Genomic DNA, 18,833 nt, shown 5'->3' with positions numbered 1-18,833 from the left:
AAACTCTATATATACATATAATGGTATATATTTTTAAAGAAAAGGAGTGTGTTTTGTGGATAACAAGAAATTAATTTCAATAGTTCTTTCTGCTTCAATTTTAAGTACAAATGTGCCATATAATGTGTTTGCAGATAATATAAAGAGAGATGCAATAGTTTACAATGAAAACAATTCCATAAATAAAAAAGCACAAAACGAAGGAAAAGAGAAAAGTAGTGAAAGTTTTTCATTAGATATGGGAAATTATGTAGATACAAATGGGATTTTAACTTTTCCAGAAGCAAAAGGAACAATAGATAATCCAACTTATTTACGATTTGATTTTAATAGAAATGTGTATGAAAATGTAACAATTACTTATAGTTTAAATTCGGAAGAAAAAACTTTAATTGGTAAAAACATAAAAATACCTGTTAAAACACAAAATGAATTGAATGAGGTTTTAAGAACTTTAAAAATAGATACAAAAAATAATAAAAAATTAGGATTTGATATTATATTAGGAGGGTTACCACTTTACAAGAGTATAGAAGGTGTACCTTCAAGATTATATAAGGCTGAAAGAGCAATAGACGGGAATAGTGATAGTTTTTATGGTGCAATAAATAAAAATAATAGCGTATTTACCATTTTATTTGAAGATAAAACGTATATAGAAAGTGTACTTATTAAAGCAAATAAAAATTTTGTTATAAAAGGATTAAAAAATGGTAGCTGGACAAAAATAGGTGAGGGTACTCCATCGTTTGGAAAAGATGAAAGTAAAAAAATAGTAAACGTCACAGCTGGAGAGTATGAAGGTATTCGAATCGAACAAGCTCATTCTGGGGTAGATTCTTGTACTATATCTGAATTAGAATTTAATAAAGAAAGTGATAGAGAAAAAATAAATTACAATCGTTCGGAATATAGTCTTAATTTAGGGAAAAAAAGTATTAACAATGATGGTAGTATTTCTTTTACAGAAGCATCAGCTAAAGGGGATAATGTAAAACTTTTAATTAATTTTAAAAACAGCAGTAATAAAAATAAAATATCTTATATACAAAATGGTAAATATAATGAAAAAGAAGGAGATAGTGGAATTACTGTAAGTAATGAGTCTGAATTAAATGAAATAATTAGAAGTTTAAAAATTTATAATGATAATAAGGTCGAGAATAATGTAAGAATAACATTATTACCAGATACTTTTTCTTTTACAGAAGATGTTCCAGAAGGAGTATTAGCACAAGGGAATTCCTTGGCTGATAAGTATACAGCAGAGAATGTGTTTAGTGGAAGTAATGGATATTTTATATCTGGATCAGATAACCAGTTAATTTTAAAGAATACAAAAGAACTTTATATAAATGGAGCCTACTTTTTAAATGGAAATAGTATTATCATAGTAAAAGGATTAAAGAATGGAACTTGGACAGATATAGGAAAACATTCTTCAAACGAAGCTGAAATGATCAATTTAGCCCCTGGTTACTATGATGAGATTAAATTTGTTAGCTCATCTACTTTAGATATGAGAAATCTGTATCTTCGATATAGTAATATAAGTAAAGATTTTAAATTAGAAATATTTAAAGATGAATCACCTGAATTAAAAGTAGGTGCTAATATAGATATTTTACAAAATAACAAGTTTGATATTATGAAGGGAGTAACTGCAACTGATGTTATAGATGGAGATTTAACAGATAAAATAACTGTTGAGATAATGAATCCAAATGGAGAGAGTGTTTCTGAATTAGATACAAATATACTTGGAAAATGGACAATTAAATATAGTGTAAAAGATAGTGGGGATAATACTACAAGCTATTTAAGAACATTAAGAGTAGTTAAAGATTTTAATGTTAGTATAGATTTAGGAAAAGAGCTTGTTACAAGTAAGTATGTGAAATTTCCTAATGTAAAAATAAGTTCTACTGATGAAAAACAAAAAATAGATGGATTAAAAATGTATTTCCCTCAAAATTTCAATAAGGATACTTTTAAAGTACATTATATATTAAATGGAGTTGAAAAGGTATCAACAGATCAAGTGATAGAGATAAATAATGAATTTAGCATAAATGAGGCAGAAGAATTAATTAAATCTATAAAAATTGAACATAAAAATAATGAAGAGTTTAAATTTACTGTAAGACTGGGTAAAAATGAAGTTGACGATATGGTGTACAACTATGAAAATAATCATTACTATAAATTTATTTCTGCATCAGGAATAACTTGGAAAGAAGCAAAAGTAGATGCAGAAAAACAGGAATTTTTAGGAGTTCGAGGATATTTAGCAACAATAACTTCTGCTAATGAACAAGAAGTAGTACATAATTTAACTTCTAATTGCGTTTGGCTTGGTGGAACTGATGAAGAAGCAGAAGGCAACTGGAAATGGGTTACAGGAGAACCTTTTGAATATACAAACTGGTATCCTGGTAGACCAGACAATTATTTAAATCAACAACACTACATTATTTCCTACAATGATAATCAGAGATTATGGGATGATGATTTTAATATAGCAAGTGGGGGGAAAATAGATGGATATATTGTAGAATTTGGCTTAGATGAAAAACTGCCTTATCCTAATACTTTAGATAAATTTAAGTATGAAGATACTGCAACGATAGAACCACTTAAAGCAAAACAAGACATAGTGCTTAATGCTTTAGTAGATAAAGATAACAACAAAGTAATACTTGATTGGAATAACATAAAAGATATAGATTACTATAAAATATGGCAGAAAAAAGAAGGACAAAACGATTTTCAGACAATGTCTTCAAACAATTTTGCAAAAGGAGAAAAAGTAAAAGTTTTAAATATATATCCTACTGTTTCTGTTAAAAATACGTTCAAAAATTGGGTAAATGAGTCTGGTCAAGGCTTAATTGATATAGATGTTGTAAGTAATGCTGATTTTAATAATAACCCAGATTATTATTTAAAAAATGAAAGTGGGAACTATAAATATGATGTAATTGCGTGTGGATTTGCTAATATAAATTCATCTATAGCACTTCCAGAAAAATCGGTGATTGCTATAAATGAGGCTAAAAGAAATAATGTTGGAATTCTTCTGGGGCACCATTATATTGGAGAAAATATAGGTAATTTCCCTAAATATAGTGAAGAATATTACATGAATAAATACAAGAATACATCTGAGGTTTGCAGTAATGAAGTAGAGATTGATAAATCTCATGAAGCACTGAATTATCCAAATCAATTAGGAAAAGTAGGTGATGTATTAGAGATACCAAATTCCCACAGTAATTATAGTGCTTTCCCTTTTGAAGAAGATGTTATAATAAAATTCCATAATCCTAAAAAACATGTATATCCTTATAATTGTAATAAAGATTATAATGGATTTACAGGAGAGATAAACGGGAAAAATGTATCTCAAAACGCTTATTTAAGTATACATGGGAATACAGCACAGATTCAGACAGGGCATTCTGGAAAAAGTATAACAAACGATGAAAAAAATATGTTGGCAAATACTGTTTTTTATTTAGCACAAAAAATAGATGAAAGTTATCTTGAAGATGTAAATGGAAAAGACATTAATTCTCCTACAGTTCCAAAGTACCAATTATATGACACAGGTATAAAACAAGGGATTCAATTTAATTCAGAGGATAGAGGATCTACATACGAATATTATGTAGAAGGAGTTTCAAAATATGGGGATGTGACTAATATTTCAAATAAGAAAAAGGTTGAAATAAAATCAGGATTTAAGGGGTACTCATATGAAGTTAGTAATAATCCTACCCCATCAGTAAGTTTGGGAGATGTTATAAATAGTACAGATGGATTTATACCTGCAAACGAATTAGCAAGTAAATTATATGTTCATATAATCTCATTAGATAAGGTTGGAAATAAGAGCGAAGTAGTTACACTTCCAATTAGTGGTATCTTTGAAGATTTGCCTCCAGTATTAGATGTTGGAGGAAACATAAGTATAAGCAGAGGTAAAGATTATAACTTAATGGAAAATATCACAGCCACTGATGATTATGATGGAGATCTGACTAAAGATATTAGTATTACAATAAAGGATCCTTCTAATAAAATTGTTGATCAATTTGATACAAATGTACTTGGAAAATGGAGTATTGAGTATAGCGTTAAAGATAGTAAACAACAGGAAAGCAAAGCAATAAAAGAAATAACAGTAAAAGAAAATTTGGATTATTTGAGTATTAATTTAGGAGAACCTAACAAAAAAAGATTTGTTGTTTCTTTTCCTAATGCTACTGTTGTAAATAATAGCAATGAACTAATAAGTGGGATAAAATTATATATAAGCGAAGGTTATAATGACAGTATATTAATAAAATATAAAGATAAAGGTGTACAAAAAACGACTAAGGGACAACAAATAATATTAACAGGAAATTATTCACGTGAAGAGGCTGAAGAATTAATAAAATCCATACAAATTGAACATGACAACAGCACAAGTTTTATATTTAATGTAAGATTACAAAATAATAGCGTAGATGATATAATATATAATCCTGTAAATGGAAATTATTATCAGTTTGTAGCAGATAGAAGAATTAGTTGGAAAAATGCAAAATTAAAAGCTGAAAAAATGGAGTACAAAGGTTTAAAAGGTCACTTAGCAACAATTAAATCAAAGCATGAACTTAACTTATTTAATTCTTTAACAACAAAAACGGTTTGGCTTGGAGCGACAGACGAAGAAAAAGAAGGACAATGGAAATGGGTAACAGGAGAGTTTGTTAAATTTACGAACTGGTGTGCTGGAGAACCAAACAACTTCGGAGGAACAGAAGATTATATGGTGTCTATTAAAAATTCAAATGGGTTATGGAATGATACAAATAACGCCCCCGATCCATATTGGACTGATATAGAAGGATTTGTCGTGGAATATGAAAATGTAGACAATAATAATGGTTCTTCTTATGAAGTATGTAAGTATGAAGATAGTGTAAAGGTGGATAATATTATAGCGAATCAAGATATTGTTTTAAATTTAGATAAAAAAGATAATATTGTTTTAAATTGGAATAAGTATAAAGATGCAGAATATTATAAAATTCTAAGAAAAGAAGAAAATTCTTTTGAAATAATAAAAGATAATTTAAAAGAGAGCTTGTTTAGTGATAGTTTAGCTGAAGATAAAGTTTCTCCTAAGATGGAATATTCTTTAATATTAAATAAAGAAAGAACAGCTAAAATGGAATTTCATTCTGAAGATTTAGGATCAGAATATGAATATAACGTGGAAAGCTACGATGAAGATAATTACCAAACTGCATATTCTAATACTGTAAAGACAAAAATTACATCTGGTTTTAAAGGATACAGATATTTAGTAGATGAGAGTCCAAATACAGAAATTAGTGGAGAAGTAAACAATACAGATGGTAAATTTGAGTTTAAAAATGTAACAGATAATACTTATCTCCATATATATGCAATAGACAACAATGGCAATAAAACAGAAACTAAGCACATAAAATTATCCGATGATACTTACAACAATAAGCCAAGAATAACTTTACCTGGGAAAAACAGAGTTATTAGCATAGGAGAAGAGTTTGACAAATTACAAGGAGTATCTGCATATGATTTTGAGGATGGTGATTTAACTAATAAAATTAAAGTTGAAGGTGAAGTTAATAACAATAAAAAGGGTGTATATAAAATAAAATACACAGTTGAAGATTCAAAAGGTATTCAAGTGGAAGAGATTGTACAGGTCCATGTAACTGGAGATATGGAAGTTAATATAGAAGAAGGAAGTAATAATTTAGAAGTTAATTGGACTAAGGTTAATAATGCTGTTAAATATGTTCTTTATAGAACAAATGAAAATGGGTTTTCTTTTGAAGAAAAAGGAACATTTAATGATACACAGTTTATAGATAATACTGCTACAGATATAAGTTCTCCTGTTATAACATATTTAGGAGAAATAAATGAAGATTCTATTAAAACAAGAAAAGTTGTTTCTTTAAGTAAAGAAATATTAAGAAAATTGAATAAGGAAATAGATAATACAGATAAGATTAAGCTTAAAGTTATGTCTAAGGACTTAGGAACTACATATAGATACTTTGTAGAAGCTTTGGATAAAGATAATAATGTAATAAATTCCAGTGAAATTAGAAATGGTAAAGTTACAGCAGGATTAGCTGGATTTAGCTATATAATAGATGAAAAAGAAAATACAGAAGTTAAGAATTCTGTTAATATAAAGAATGCAGAAGATATAGATATAAAAAATAATAAATCTAAATTCTTGCATATTAAAGCAATAGACAAGAATGGAAATGTGAGTAAGACAATACATCATTTAATAACTGGTAAATATGATACTAATTATGCCCCTGTTATTAAAGGATTAACATCAAAAAGAGTAAAAGAGGGAGAATCTTTTAATCCTCTTGCTGGAGTAACTGCTTATGATGTGGAAGATGGAGATATAACAAACAAAATACAAGTAATAGGTTCAGTTAATACAAGTAAAAATGGGAAATACAAATTAACTTATAAAGTAGAAGATAGATCAGGGAATATAAGAGAGGTAAAAAGAAATATTCTTGTACATGGAGATATGGAAATAGAAGTAACTGCTAATAAAGAAGATAACAATGTAGTTGTATCTTGGGATAAAAATGTTTTAGGAGAAGATGTTTTCTATGAAGTAAGAAAGTGGAATAGTGTTTTAGATAATTATTCTACTATAGGATATACTGAAGATTTATCTTTTGTAGATAATAATACAAAAGATATCTATGGTCCAGAAGTAAATGGAGTAACTGAAGATAAAGAAGAACAACAACCTACAGAGGAAGAAGACAGTATAACTGAAAACCAAGAAGCTGAAGAAGAAAATAGCGTATCTGAGGAACAGGATTATAACCCTGTAGAAGAAAAAGATATTGAAAGTATAGACGGCATAGAAGAAAATAATATAAATAGTGATGTATCTCTAAGAAAAGAAAGTAACATAGATGATCACATGAAATTAAATATAAATGCAAGAGATAGAGGTGTATCTCAGACCTATCAAGTTAGAACAAGATTGAAAAAAGATAATACAATAGTAAGAGATATGACAGATGAAGAGGGCAGAGACTGGGATGTAGGTGTTGAATTTAGTGGAGAAATAGAATACTATAGATGGAAACTAAGCAACAAAAGAGAAGATAATTTAGAGACAGGAATAGTAAAAACATCTGTTTCTTCAAATGAAATAGAATTTAATCCTGAAGACTATAAGTACATTCATTTTATTCCCTATGATACTTTTGGAAATGCTGGCCAACTTGTTCACTACGAATTAGGAGAATTTGGAAATGAAGAGAGCCCTATTGGACCTCCAGTAATAGAAGGAGTAAAAGATAGTGTAATCATGGTGGATAGTAAATTCGATGTATTACAAGGAATAAAAGCTCATGATTTTAAAGGCGAAGATTTAACTAACTATATAAAGGTTAATGGATTTGTAAATGTAAATAGAGTAGGAGAATATACTATTACATATAGTGTTATGGATTTTAAAGGACAATTAACAGAAGAAACTGCTATTATAAGAGTGGCAGATTTTAATGAGAATATACCAGATAAAAAACCTGACAAGATTGATAATGCTCCAGTTGTAAATATGCTAAATGAAGAAGTTTATATAAAAGTAGGTTCTAAATATAATGTTATGGATGGAATTAAAGTAACAGATATAGAAGATGGGGATTTAACTTCTAAGGTAACATATACGACCAACTTAGACACAAGTAAAGTAGGGGATTATATTGTAAGCTATTATGTAAGAGATTCAAGAGATAATAGAGTTAGATGGAATAGAGTTGTCCATGTTGTAGACTATGAAATAGAGGAGGATTCTGACTCAAATGACCCTTCAAATACTGAAGGCAATGGAGCATTCCCTCAAATATATGCATATCCTGCATATATAGCTGTAGGAACAGAATTTAATCCTTATAGCGATGTAAGAGCATATGATGAAGAAGATGGGTATATTACTAATAAATTAAAAGTTAGTGGATATGTTAATACTTTAAAACCAGGGATTTATTATTTAACATACAAAGTAACAGATAGTAATGGAAATACTTCTTATTGTGGTAGAGGTGTTTATGTCTATGAAGGTGGCTGGGATAATGGGGCTGGAGAAAAACCAGATCCAAATCCAGATTGGGGCGAAAACGACAACGAAGAGGAAGAAGGAGACCATATACCTTCTAAGCCTAATCAGCCTAATCAAGATGAAGATGAAGATAACTCAAGTAATTTACCTGACATAGATGATAATCAAGATGGAGATGGACAAAATGACATTTATATAGATAAAAACGGAAATGTAATAAAACCAGATGGTTCAATAGTAACACCAGATGGGACAGTAATAAAGCCAGATGGAGAAACTCCATCTATAGATGAAGAAGGAAACATCATAATACCTCCAAATGTAATTGTTATTAAACCAGATGGTAGCTCAGATAAATTTATTAATGGAGCTATAATCAGACCAGATGGAACAATAGTGGTCAATGACGATTATAGTGGAAAAGAACCAGATAATAAAAATCCTAATGATGATGATGATAACAATAATTATAACAATGATGACAATAATTACAACAATGAAGAAAAAACAAATACTGATAGCTTAGATTCAAATGGTAAAAGCCCCTCTACAGGGGATAAAGGAATATTAAGTTCTGTAGCTTTAGGATTATTGGCCATAGGAGGATTATTCTTTAATAGGAAGAAAAAATAAACATAATAATACCAAGTGGATATCCACTTGGTATTATTAATTTATATCTATAAATTTTTAATATAATAATTCATCATATCAATTATAAGTATAAAAAATTCAATCAACAATGATGAAAAAAGTAAGAACTTTAATATAGGGAAACCATCAACAGAAAAAAGAGTTTTTCCAGAAGGAAGCGAAAAAGTCATTATACTTGCTTCCATGTGGTTATTCATATAAATAAAAGAAACATTTAAAATAAACGATTTAATTAAAAATCCTATAAGTGAATCTTTTAATTGTTTTTTCTCATTGTCATTTTTATCTATCTTAATCACTCTCCATAATTTTCCAAATATAACTTCATTGTAGCATATTTAAGTTTATTATACGAGAAATTTTAGATATATTTAATTGAATTTTATTCAATAATTGTAAGATTATTTTTGCTGATGTTATTTAAATTAACAGGAATATCTTTAAATATATAATCATTTAGTAGTTTTGCTGTTAAATCTAAATCAGTTCTAAAAACCCAACCATAATCCTTATATTTACCACATATGGAGAGTTCTTCAAATGGGATACATAGAGTTTCAATTGTATTAAAATCTATTTTATTAGCTGTATATAATATATCTAATATATCTTTAAAGTTTAAGTTAGTATCAATGTATTTTATAATGGTATTTAATATAGATGGATATTTAAACACACTAACATGTTTCATTTTTTCTGCCATGGAACTAATAACCTTTCTTTGTCTTTCTGTTCTACCTTGCTCTCCACCAGAATTATATCTTATTCTTGTATAGGATAATGCTTGGGCACCAGTTAAAGTTTTTAAACCTGGAGATTTTATTTCTTCTGAATTATTAGGTATATCTTTTAGATGCTTGTTAAAATCTTTAAGTTCAGATTTTTTTATTTCAACATCTACTCCACCAAGAACATCTATAATTTTAACAAAATCATTAAAATTAACTAATGCATATTTATCTATACTTAAATTATAATTTTCTTCAATAGTTTTTTCTAAAAGATCAACCCCTCCATATGCATATGCATGGTTAAGTTTGCTTTTATTATGGCCAGGGATATTAACTAAAGCATCTCTAAAAAGAGAAGTCAATTTTATCTTATTGTTTATTGTATCTATAGTTAAAATTATCATTGTGTCAGTTCGTGTAGTAACATTAGAGCTCCTTTCATCTGTGCCCAAAAGAAGTATATTTGTAATGCCTTCTATTTTTTTGAATTTATTTTCTTTTTTATTTATACTTATCGTATCTTCTTTTACCTTTTTTGTCTCGATCTTATTATTGGATAATGTATAGGAGGTAAAGAAGCTAACAACAAACATTATTACTATAAATAATAAAATAAATAATGTTTTTATTATTTTTTTAGCTTTCAGTTTCATTATTCTCTCCTTTATAATTAGTATATTATATTAATTATAAAATTTATATTTTATATAGTCAATAAAAACGAATAAAAATATATTTTAATACAATATATATATAAAGAAAGGAGCATAAATATGAATATAATTAGAAATAGAGATAGAAAAATTAAAAAAGAAAAATATATAAAAGATCAAGAAGAAATGTTAGAGGAAGAGCTTATACCTTTTACTCAAATAGATTCTAAGTTATTGTTATGCTGTGGGATACTAATTATCTCCATAATAGCATCCTTTATTGTAGCTAAATGGGAACTTTTTATTTATAGTGTTATCTGTACATTTTTAACTATTTATATTGGCAGGAGATTAAAATTTAAAGAAAACAATGATGAAGTCACAAATGTTGTAATAGGGAATCTGTCTCAATCAATCAATGATTTTATAGAGTATAAAATTAAAAATTATGATCTATTAGGAGACTATAAAAACTTATTATTAAAAACTTCTATAGTATTAACTATATGTTTATTATTTGTTGTAAATAGTGCTATATGCCTCATACCAACCCTGTTTTTTATTTTATTATTTTTTATCTCTTTCGCAAATAAAAATTTTTGTGAAATAAGGAAATGTATTAAGTGGTTAATAGTAACTGGATTTTTTGGGTTTGTGCTAAAAATGATATTTGCTATAATAGTTACAAATAATTTATCTATAGATCTATTTAACATAATAAATATAAATATTTTTACAATTATTCAATTAATAATAGATAATATAGAAATAAAAGAGCCATAGGCTCTTTTATTGTTTATTTTCCCAATACGAATTTGAAAAATATGGATTGTATTTTATTGTTAGATAAGATTCTATGTGTATCTTAATCATTAGAGCTAATGTCTTTAATTGTTCTGAATTTAAAGGGACCAAAATTCTACTATCAGGATTTTGATTATATCTTGGAGTTATTAGTCCTGTATCTGTTTCTTCTCCTTTACCTTCTTCTGCTGTAAATAAAAATCCAATTTTGCCAGGAGATAATTTTAACATCCTTGATAGAGCATAGCCATCTTTTCTCTCTTTATTTTGTTCTTTCAATTTTTTTACAGATGTACCACCTAAATTTTTCCAAATAGGCTGAGGATACTTACTATCTTTTTGTTTAGCTTCCTTTTCAGAAAGAACAGCTAATTTTTCCATTTTTCCAGATAATATATCTTGGCACAATACTAAGGCATTTTCTATGTTTATAAATATATCTACCTGTTGAGTAAATTTCTCACCTTTATTTGCATTTTTATCATATTTCCTAAAATTTATTTGTACTTTTCCTATTGGAAAAGCATTAGATAAAACTTCAAAAAATACATTACTTCCATCAATTCTTATTATTTGATGTCTTAAAAATTTTTTTTCTAAATTATCCTTGTTAAAATTCATAATAAAACCTCCTAAAATTTATTTTGAAATATTAAAATAAAACTAAAATATATAATATATATACACAATTATTAGAAAGATTATAATTTTTATTGACTATATAAAATATAAATTTTATAATTAATGTAATGATTATAAGTTGAGGTGATATATATATTTGATTATTTAGAAGAAATAAAAATAGGATTATTTAATAAAGTATCTTATACAAAAAGTAGTGGTCTTGAGATAGATAATGGATCAAATAAAAATTATAAGATTAAGGACAGATTGCCTTTAGAAAGTTTATATTATAATTATCCAAAAAATTTTTTAGTATTAAACATGGATCAAAATAAAATAAATTTTCTTAAAATAAGAGGCGAAAAATACATTGGGAGAACTGATAAAATAGAAGAAATAGAAATTCAGGATTTTAAAAAAATATATTTTCAAGATGGTAGAGAATTGCAAATAGAATACTTGGAAGAGATACCAATGTTTTTAAAAAGCTTAGAAGAGTTTAAAAATCATATTAAGAAAATAGAATTGAACAAAAATAAACTAATGATTGAAATTAGAGATAGCTCTGATGAGCTAATGTTTATAAAGAAAAAACCATTAATAGATAAGTTAAATGAAGAAATGAAGATTTGTAAAAAACAATATCAAGAAAAATGGTTTGTAGAGAAAGAGAAAGATATCATAAAATTTGGAATGTATTTAACTTGCCTATTAGAAAAATTAAAAGATTTTCAGTTGATACAAGAAGTTGGGACTCTATTAAAGAAAGAAGATACGGTTCCTATTAATAAATTAATTAAATATAAAGATATAGATATTGAGAATTTTGAAAAAGATTTGATTTCTTTGAAAGACAATTTTTCAGATTACATCTCCATTAATAATAATATAGACAAAAGATATTTAGATTGGTTAGATTTAAACAACAGAAATGTATCTGCCAATGAAGTTAATGCTACAAAAGATTTAATACTTAATATACAAGAAATATTAGAATCAGAAGCTTTTTAATTCACATGTAGTTATACATGTGAATTATTTATTATGTTCATTTATATAATAGATTAAACAAAACATAGGTTTTATATTTAATAATTATAAAAGAGGAGGAAATTTTATGGAATTTATTAATCTTACTGGATTTTGTCCTAATTATGATGCAATGGATGTGGCTGAATATATTTTATGGTACTGTGAAAATAAATTAAACAAACCAATAAATAATTCTAAATTACAAAGAATCTTATATTTTTTGCAAAAGGAGTATATTTGTAAATTTAATAAACTATTATTTGAGAATGACATGGAGGCCTGGTCCTATGGAATTGTATTTCCAGATGTTTATTATTCCTATAATAATTATGGAGTAGAAGATATAACAGGAATTCGCCCATGTAGATATTTTGAGATATCTACAGAGGATGATAGTAAATTTATAAATGATATGGTGGAGTCATTGGCATACAGGGATATTGAAGATTTAATAAAAGAAACCCAGAGAGAAGAGACCTGGAAAGCATATTGTACTCTCAAAGAAAAAACGATTCCTGTATGGGAGATTTTGTATTGGATATCTAAGGAAAAATAAATGAAAAATTATAGAAGGAGGAGTAAAAATGGTTGTATGTGAACAGAAAAAATGTAAATATTCTAAGTATATAGATAATAGTGAACATTATCCATATAAGCCAATTCTAATATGTACAAAAGACTTTATATGGATTAGTTATTATAATTCTTGTCAAAGTAAAGAGAAAATTACAGATGAAGAATATAAGTCTAAGTTGAAAAAGATAGAAAATAAAGAGGTTGAAATCTAAGATAAAAGAGGTGAAGTTTTATGGGTTGTATAGAGTTTAATGATTATGATGCTATAGATATTGCAAATTATATCTTATGGTATTGTGAAAATAAATTAAAAAATCCATCCACAAATTTGAGATTACAAAAATTATTGTATTTAATTCAAGAGAGATATCTTTATTTATATAAAGATAGTATCTTTAGTGATAAATTTGAGTGGTTTGAAGCTTGGGATTATGGACCTGCAATGCCAGAAGTTTGGTTTACTTTTTATGAATTTAATTCAAAGCCAATTACAGGTATCATACCTAAAAACAATGATTTAGTAAAAGGTAAAGAGAAAGACACTATTGAGGAGGTAATTGAACTTACTAAAGATATAAGTACTAAAGATATAATAGAATATCTAAGGTTAGAGGAGCCAGAGCATTTTATGGATAGACAAACAATATCTTCATTTGATATAGAATATTATATAGAAAAAAGAAATGGGGTATTGATATCTAAGGAATTATTAGATAAAAAGTTAAATTTAAGTAAAGAATAGAGGGATTTTTATGGTAAATACAAGTATTTTTATAGAGTCCAGATATAGTGCTCAAGATGTAGCAACCTATGTACTATGGTACTGTGAAAATAAATTGAATAAAGCAATAGATAATTTGAGATTAAATAAGTTATTGTATTTAATTCAAGCAAAATATTTATATTTATATAACGAGAGCATCTTTTTAAATTTAGATGAAAGGTTTGAAGCTTGGGATTATGGGCCAGCTATGCCAAAGGTTTGGTTTGAAATTAGCAAGACATTTGAATCTCATATAATAAAAGATGTTTGCCCTGCAGATTGTAACTTATTTACTAAGAAAGAAAAAGAGGTCATTGAAGATATACTTAATATTACTAAGAACATAAACACTTGGGATTTGGTTAAATATCTAAAAGATACAAATCCTTTTATTTGGAATTATAAAATAGGAGATAGCTCAATTCCAACTCAAGACATAAAGTTTTGGGCTAAAGAAAATAATGGTATTTTAATTCCAAAGTTCTTGTTAGAGGAGAAAGAGGTGAATTAAATGAAAGAATATAAAGATGACTTAGCAACTATATATATAGATGTGGATGATACCATAACTCCAAATATGGGGGATTCATTTTTCCCAAAAGCATTAGAGTCCATAATAAAGTTATCTAAAAAAGCTAATATAATAATTTGGTCAAAGGGTGGTTTAAATTATACGAAAGAAATAATTAATAAAGCAAATTTGGTAGATTATATCACCTTCTGTATGCCAAAGCCAGATTTAATTATAGATGACTTATTTTTCCCTGAGTTTTCATTCTCTAAAATAATAAAAGAGGGAATATGGGATTTAGATATAGATAAATTAGAAGGAAATTGGGTAGATGATAGGATTAATGTGGGAAGAATTTAATACTAATAAAAAATAGTGATAATTTTATTGAATATAAACAACAAACATGATACTATTTTATTATATAAAATAAAAGAGGTGTAACTATATGGATAAAAATTGTTTTAGTTGTTCTAAACAATTTCTTAGAAACTGTGAAATTTTAGAAAGTAATAAATTATATATAAAAATAAATGAGATGGATGGAATAGCAGGAGCTAATGAATTTAAAGAAAATTTTATGTGTGAAAACTATAGAAGTGGCAATATAGAATATCCAATTCAAGTATCAAAAATAAATGATAAATATATAAACAAAGGTAGCTATAGGAAATCTGAAATAGGAAAATTTGTTAAGGTAAGACCATGTAAAAAAGAATATGAGAATAAAACATACTTAGGTCTTTATCTTGGAGAGTTATCAAATTCCTTATTAATAAGTTATGCTCCTAAGACAAAAGAATTAGATATAAGTTCTGGAACAAACCCTGCTATGTTTGTGTTTGAATTAAATGAAATAATTTATGGGAATGAAAGTTTTTGGGGAGTTATTGAAAGAGAAGAAGATTTAAAAGAGATAAGTAATAGTGATATAGAAAATTTATGGTATGTGAAAGCTTTAAAGAGTATAGATAAATACTAAATAGAAATGAGGAATATTTATGATTCAAATTAAAGATAGTTTATATACAGCAGTAAGACAAACTGAGGAGTTATGTATAAAAGCAGTAAGAGATGACGGAATGGCTTTACAGTATGTAAAGGAACAGACAGAAAAAATATGTTTAGAAGCAGTAAAAGAAACTGGTTGGGCTTTAAGATTTGTAGAAGATCAGACAGAAGAAATATGTTTAGAAGCAGTTAAGAGAAGTCCTTATGCACTTCAGTTTGTAGAAGCACAGACAGAAGAAATGTGTTTAATAGCGGTCAAAAAAGTTGGTAATGCACTTAAGTATGTAGAAAAACAGAACTACACAATATGCTTAGAAGCCTTAAAGCAAGATATAAGATCTTTCAACCATATAAAATGGGATGAATTTGGAGTATCAAAAAATGAATTAATAGAAATGTTTACTAAATTAGTTTCATAAAACAGATAAATAGAGAGTGATAAAAATCACTCTCTATTTATTTGTTATATGTAATATTAGTTCATCACCTGAAATCTTTTTAGCTAAGTATTCCTTTCTCAAATGTTGTGCTTTTTTTGACCAATTTTTAAACTTATCTCTTGCTATTCCATTGTTTAATCCATGCATCTCTTTTGCTTCATCTCGTTGCATTTTAGCATAATTAGCTTTATAAATCTTTTCATATTTTTTAAGTATAGAATCTTTTAAGACTTTATTATTATATGATTCTTTATTACCAATTTGTTTACAGGTAAAGTTATCTTTATATATCCTATTACAAAATAAGGTATTGTGCTTATTCTTTAATATAAAATATTTTCCACAAAGATTACATTTTTTAACCACTAATCCAAGTTTGGCCATCTCAGAAAATTCATAGAATAGAAATTCCTCTAATTCTTCTAAAATAATATAATTAATTAAGCTAACTCTACCAGTAGATTGTTCTCCTATAATAGAAACTAATTCTCGATTATTATTAATACTTTTGTTGTTTATACTCATAACAGAATCAAAATCCATTCTCCCATTTTCTGTAACAGTTATAGCAAATTTAGTGTTTAAAGAGAAATTTGCATAGCTTGGATATTTTCCTAAAAAAACAGCGAATCTTTCAACTTTACTAAATGCTGTAGAAAAATCTATGTCAAAACATATATTAGCTCCATCCTGGAAAATATCATGAAGTATAACTAACTCATTTAAAACATTAAAAGCTAAATCTATTTGTTCTAATAGGGTAGTTTTACTGTTAAAAACCTTGTTTAATTTACCTATTAAATAAAAATGTGCTATTTCATGCTCACTAATAATATTGGCTATTTTATAGATAACCATATATATACCATAATGATCCTCAGGTAGATTGTAAAAATTAGTTTTTTGTTTATCATAATCATAATATAATTTTAACTGTTCTTTATATTTAGATAAATCAAGTAATATAAAGTCTATAAAATCTGTACCTACACAGTCTAAATGTTTAGGACAACTGTTTTTACTATCAAAATGTCTTACATAATGTACATTGTTTTTACTATCAATAAAAACCTTTATAAATGGATAATTAATCTTTTTTAAGATAGAAATTCACCTCTTTCCATTTTCATAATATCATAGAGAATTAATATTTTAAATATTTAAATTTTCAATTCTTTATTTTAAAAATCTTAACAAAATAGTATCATTATTAATAATAAATAAAGGAGATATAAAAGGGCCCATATATCTTTTTAAAAATTAAAGGAGGTAATTTTTATGTTTTCCTATAACATATATGTAGTTATAAATAAAATAGAAGGGGATGTATTTTTAAAATCAAATTGTATGGATCAATCAGAATTTGACTTTTTCCAAAATTTTGTTGATTTTTATAATCAAGAGGATTTGGTTGAAATAGAACTTTCAAGTTTTTATAGTATTAAAAAGAGTTTTGTCGAAGATTATTATGAACAATGTAAAGTTGTTAAAGGTGGAGAAGGACTCAATAATATAAAAAAATTGATTGAAGATATAAATAGTAATATAGCTAAAGCTAAAAAAATTATTTTTTATTGGAAATAAATTATATCAGTAATTATTTAATTTTATCTTATAAATTGTTTGATATATTGTTTATAATCAAAAAATTATAAATTTTTATAGAAAATTGAATTTTTTAGTAAAAGGTAAATGTGAAAAACTAAGAAATATGAGTCTCATAAATACATTTATTATAAATAATTTGCCAATTCAATATAATTACATAAATAAAAAAAGGGGATTTCTTATGAAATTAGAAAAACATAATTTATTAAAAATAAGGGAAGACTGTAGGAATTTAATTTTCGTTGATCAAAATTTTAATATTTGCATGGAAGCAATAAAAATAAATGGAGAATCTTTAAAGTATATAAAATGGAAACGAATAAAAAACCGAATGACAAGTGAAGAGTTAGAAAAACTATGTATAGAAGGGGTAAAGTATCAAGGTTTAAATCTTGAATTTATAGACTTAAAACAACTAATAGATAAACTTAGTAACAGACAATTATATAACATATATACTAAAGCAGTAAAAGAAAATGGTAAAGCTTTAGAGTATGTAATATTAGATGGCTTAACAGAAATGCAAATAGAGAATATCTTTTTAATAGCAGTAAGACAAGATGGAGATGCACTTCAATATATAAATAATCAAAGCTATGAAATTTGTATTGAATCAGTTAAGAAGTATAGCTGGTCTATACAATATGTAAATTGGGACGAACTTAATTTAGCTAAAGAACAGATATATAACTTATGGATTGAAGCTGTAAAAAAATATGGAAGTGCATTAATATATATAAAATGGAGTAAGTTAAAGGATAAACTTTCAGACGAACAGATTAATGAGATATGTTTAATAGCAGTAAGGCAAGAAGGAAGTGCTTTGAAATTTGTAAAAGAACAAACTCCAGAAATATGTATAGAGGCAGTAAAAAAGGATGAAAATGCACTCAAGTATGTAAATAGGGATATACTATCAAAGGAACAAGTATATAAACTATACTTGATAGCAATAAGGAGGAATGGGTCAACACTTGAGTATGTGGAGGAACAAACAGAAGAATTATGTAAAGAAGCAGTAATACAAAATGGATATGCTCTTAAGTTTGTAAAAAATCAGACTGTAGAGATATGTGTTGAGGCAGTAAAGGAAGATGGAAATGCTTTAAAATTTGTAGATGCACAGACTAAGGAAATGTGTCTTATAGCGGTAAAGCAGAATGGAAATGCTTTAAAATATGTAAAAGAACAGACAGAAGAAATATGTGTTGAGGCAGTAAGACAAAATGGATTGGCTTTAGTATTTGTAAATAATCAAACTGCTAAAA

16 protein-coding genes are annotated in these 18,833 nt (G+C 26.5%); 12 read left to right on the top strand and 4 right to left on the bottom strand.

Annotated elements, in window-relative coordinates; genetic code table 11:
• The first annotated feature begins 55 nt into the window (after positions 1–55).
• On the top strand, positions 56–8,791 hold the full coding sequence (locus tag IC214_RS00545) for an immunoglobulin-like domain-containing protein (protein ID WP_227825167.1): 8,736 nt from the start codon (positions 56–58) through the stop codon (positions 8,789–8,791).
• A 47-nt stretch (positions 8,792–8,838) separates the two neighbouring features.
• Here the strand turns inward: IC214_RS00545 and IC214_RS00540 are convergent, their stop codons facing one another.
• Both IC214_RS00540 and IC214_RS00535 read right to left on the bottom strand, forming a co-directional pair.
• Positions 8,839–9,111, bottom strand: coding sequence for a hypothetical protein (locus IC214_RS00540; protein ID WP_227825168.1), 273 nt, complete (start codon positions 9,109–9,111; stop codon positions 8,839–8,841).
• Between the two features lie 83 nt (positions 9,112–9,194).
• Complete coding sequence (locus tag IC214_RS00535) at positions 9,195–10,196, bottom strand: LCP family protein (protein WP_227825169.1); 1,002 nt, start codon at positions 10,194–10,196, stop codon at positions 9,195–9,197.
• Between the two features lie 120 nt (positions 10,197–10,316).
• Between IC214_RS00535 and IC214_RS00530 the strand changes: the two genes are divergently transcribed.
• On the top strand, positions 10,317–10,979 hold the full coding sequence (locus tag IC214_RS00530) for a hypothetical protein (protein ID WP_227825170.1): 663 nt from the start codon (positions 10,317–10,319) through the stop codon (positions 10,977–10,979).
• A 6-nt stretch (positions 10,980–10,985) separates the two neighbouring features.
• Here the strand turns inward: IC214_RS00530 and IC214_RS00525 are convergent, their stop codons facing one another.
• A complete protein-coding gene (locus tag IC214_RS00525; protein ID WP_227825171.1) occupies positions 10,986–11,621 on the bottom strand; it encodes a hypothetical protein in 636 nt (211 codons plus the stop codon).
• A gap of 144 nt (positions 11,622–11,765) precedes the next feature.
• Here IC214_RS00525 and IC214_RS00520 point away from each other — a divergent pair, with 144 nt between their 5' ends.
• The 8 genes from IC214_RS00520 to IC214_RS00485 all read left to right on the top strand — a co-directional run bounded on the left by IC214_RS00520 (position 11,766) and on the right by IC214_RS00485 (position 15,936).
• Positions 11,766–12,635 (top strand): hypothetical protein, encoded by an 870-nt coding sequence (locus tag IC214_RS00520; RefSeq protein WP_227825172.1) that lies wholly within the window; start codon positions 11,766–11,768, stop codon positions 12,633–12,635.
• Between the two features lie 106 nt (positions 12,636–12,741).
• Positions 12,742–13,212 carry a Panacea domain-containing protein gene (locus IC214_RS00515; RefSeq protein ID WP_227825173.1) on the top strand — a complete coding sequence of 157 codons (471 nt, stop codon included), beginning with the start codon at positions 12,742–12,744 and terminating at the stop codon, positions 13,210–13,212.
• A gap of 28 nt (positions 13,213–13,240) precedes the next feature.
• Entirely contained in the window at positions 13,241–13,444 is a 204-nt protein-coding gene (locus tag IC214_RS00510; RefSeq protein ID WP_227825174.1) for a hypothetical protein, read from the top strand.
• Positions 13,445–13,464: 20 nt separating this feature from the next.
• The gene (locus IC214_RS00505) at positions 13,465–13,974 is read left to right on the top strand and encodes a Panacea domain-containing protein (RefSeq protein ID WP_227825175.1); all 510 of its coding nucleotides are present in this window, start codon (positions 13,465–13,467) and stop codon (positions 13,972–13,974) included.
• A gap of 10 nt (positions 13,975–13,984) precedes the next feature.
• Positions 13,985–14,506, top strand: coding sequence for a Panacea domain-containing protein (locus IC214_RS00500; protein WP_227825176.1), 522 nt, complete (start codon positions 13,985–13,987; stop codon positions 14,504–14,506).
• On the top strand, positions 14,507–14,866 hold the full coding sequence (locus IC214_RS00495; RefSeq protein ID WP_227825177.1) for a hypothetical protein: 360 nt from the start codon (positions 14,507–14,509) through the stop codon (positions 14,864–14,866). It begins immediately after the preceding gene.
• A gap of 88 nt (positions 14,867–14,954) precedes the next feature.
• The gene (locus tag IC214_RS00490; RefSeq protein ID WP_227825178.1) at positions 14,955–15,488 is read left to right on the top strand and encodes a hypothetical protein; all 534 of its coding nucleotides are present in this window, start codon (positions 14,955–14,957) and stop codon (positions 15,486–15,488) included.
• A gap of 19 nt (positions 15,489–15,507) precedes the next feature.
• Positions 15,508–15,936: a DUF4116 domain-containing protein gene (locus IC214_RS00485; RefSeq protein ID WP_227825179.1), complete on the top strand. Its 429-nt coding sequence runs from the start codon at positions 15,508–15,510 to the stop codon at positions 15,934–15,936.
• Between the two features lie 33 nt (positions 15,937–15,969).
• On the opposite strand, the gene IC214_RS00480 is transcribed toward IC214_RS00485, so the two are convergent.
• The gene (locus IC214_RS00480; RefSeq protein WP_227825180.1) at positions 15,970–16,815 is read right to left on the bottom strand and encodes a DUF6076 domain-containing protein; all 846 of its coding nucleotides are present in this window, start codon (positions 16,813–16,815) and stop codon (positions 15,970–15,972) included.
• 420 nt (positions 16,816–17,235) lie between these two features.
• Here IC214_RS00480 and IC214_RS00475 point away from each other — a divergent pair, with 420 nt between their 5' ends.
• Both IC214_RS00475 and IC214_RS00470 read left to right on the top strand, forming a co-directional pair.
• The gene (locus IC214_RS00475; protein WP_227825181.1) at positions 17,236–17,541 is read left to right on the top strand and encodes a hypothetical protein; all 306 of its coding nucleotides are present in this window, start codon (positions 17,236–17,238) and stop codon (positions 17,539–17,541) included.
• Positions 17,542–17,746: 205 nt separating this feature from the next.
• A partial coding sequence (locus tag IC214_RS00470; protein ID WP_227845477.1) for a DUF4116 domain-containing protein occupies positions 17,747–18,833 on the top strand: 1,087 nt, incomplete at its 3' end.

Origin of the sequence: Clostridioides sp. ES-S-0190-01 (assembly GCF_020658275.1) — a bacterium.
Classification (GTDB): domain Bacteria; phylum Bacillota; class Clostridia; order Peptostreptococcales; family Peptostreptococcaceae; genus Clostridioides.
The sequence above is the reverse complement of the archived record's forward strand: the minus strand, read 5'-3'. Positions and strand labels throughout refer to the sequence as shown.

Coding starts and splice junctions, on each gene's coding strand:
- IC214_RS00515 (WP_227825173.1), top strand. CDS start 12,742: ATGGAATTTATTAATCTTACTGGATTTTGTCCTAATTATGATGCAATG.
- IC214_RS00490 (WP_227825178.1), top strand. CDS start 14,955: ATGGATAAAAATTGTTTTAGTTGTTCTAAACAATTTCTTAGAAACTGT.
- IC214_RS00495 (WP_227825177.1), top strand. CDS start 14,507: ATGAAAGAATATAAAGATGACTTAGCAACTATATATATAGATGTGGAT.
- IC214_RS00500 (WP_227825176.1), top strand. CDS start 13,985: ATGGTAAATACAAGTATTTTTATAGAGTCCAGATATAGTGCTCAAGAT.
- IC214_RS00510 (WP_227825174.1), top strand. CDS start 13,241: ATGGTTGTATGTGAACAGAAAAAATGTAAATATTCTAAGTATATAGAT.
- IC214_RS00535 (WP_227825169.1), bottom strand. CDS start 10,196: ATGAAACTGAAAGCTAAAAAAATAATAAAAACATTATTTATTTTATTA.
- IC214_RS00525 (WP_227825171.1), bottom strand. CDS start 11,621: ATGAATTTTAACAAGGATAATTTAGAAAAAAAATTTTTAAGACATCAA.
- IC214_RS00480 (WP_227825180.1), bottom strand. CDS start 16,815: ATGGTTATCTATAAAATAGCCAATATTATTAGTGAGCATGAAATAGCA.
- IC214_RS00475 (WP_227825181.1), top strand. CDS start 17,236: ATGTTTTCCTATAACATATATGTAGTTATAAATAAAATAGAAGGGGAT.
- IC214_RS00530 (WP_227825170.1), top strand. CDS start 10,317: ATGAATATAATTAGAAATAGAGATAGAAAAATTAAAAAAGAAAAATAT.
- IC214_RS00505 (WP_227825175.1), top strand. CDS start 13,465: ATGGGTTGTATAGAGTTTAATGATTATGATGCTATAGATATTGCAAAT.
- IC214_RS00485 (WP_227825179.1), top strand. CDS start 15,508: ATGATTCAAATTAAAGATAGTTTATATACAGCAGTAAGACAAACTGAG.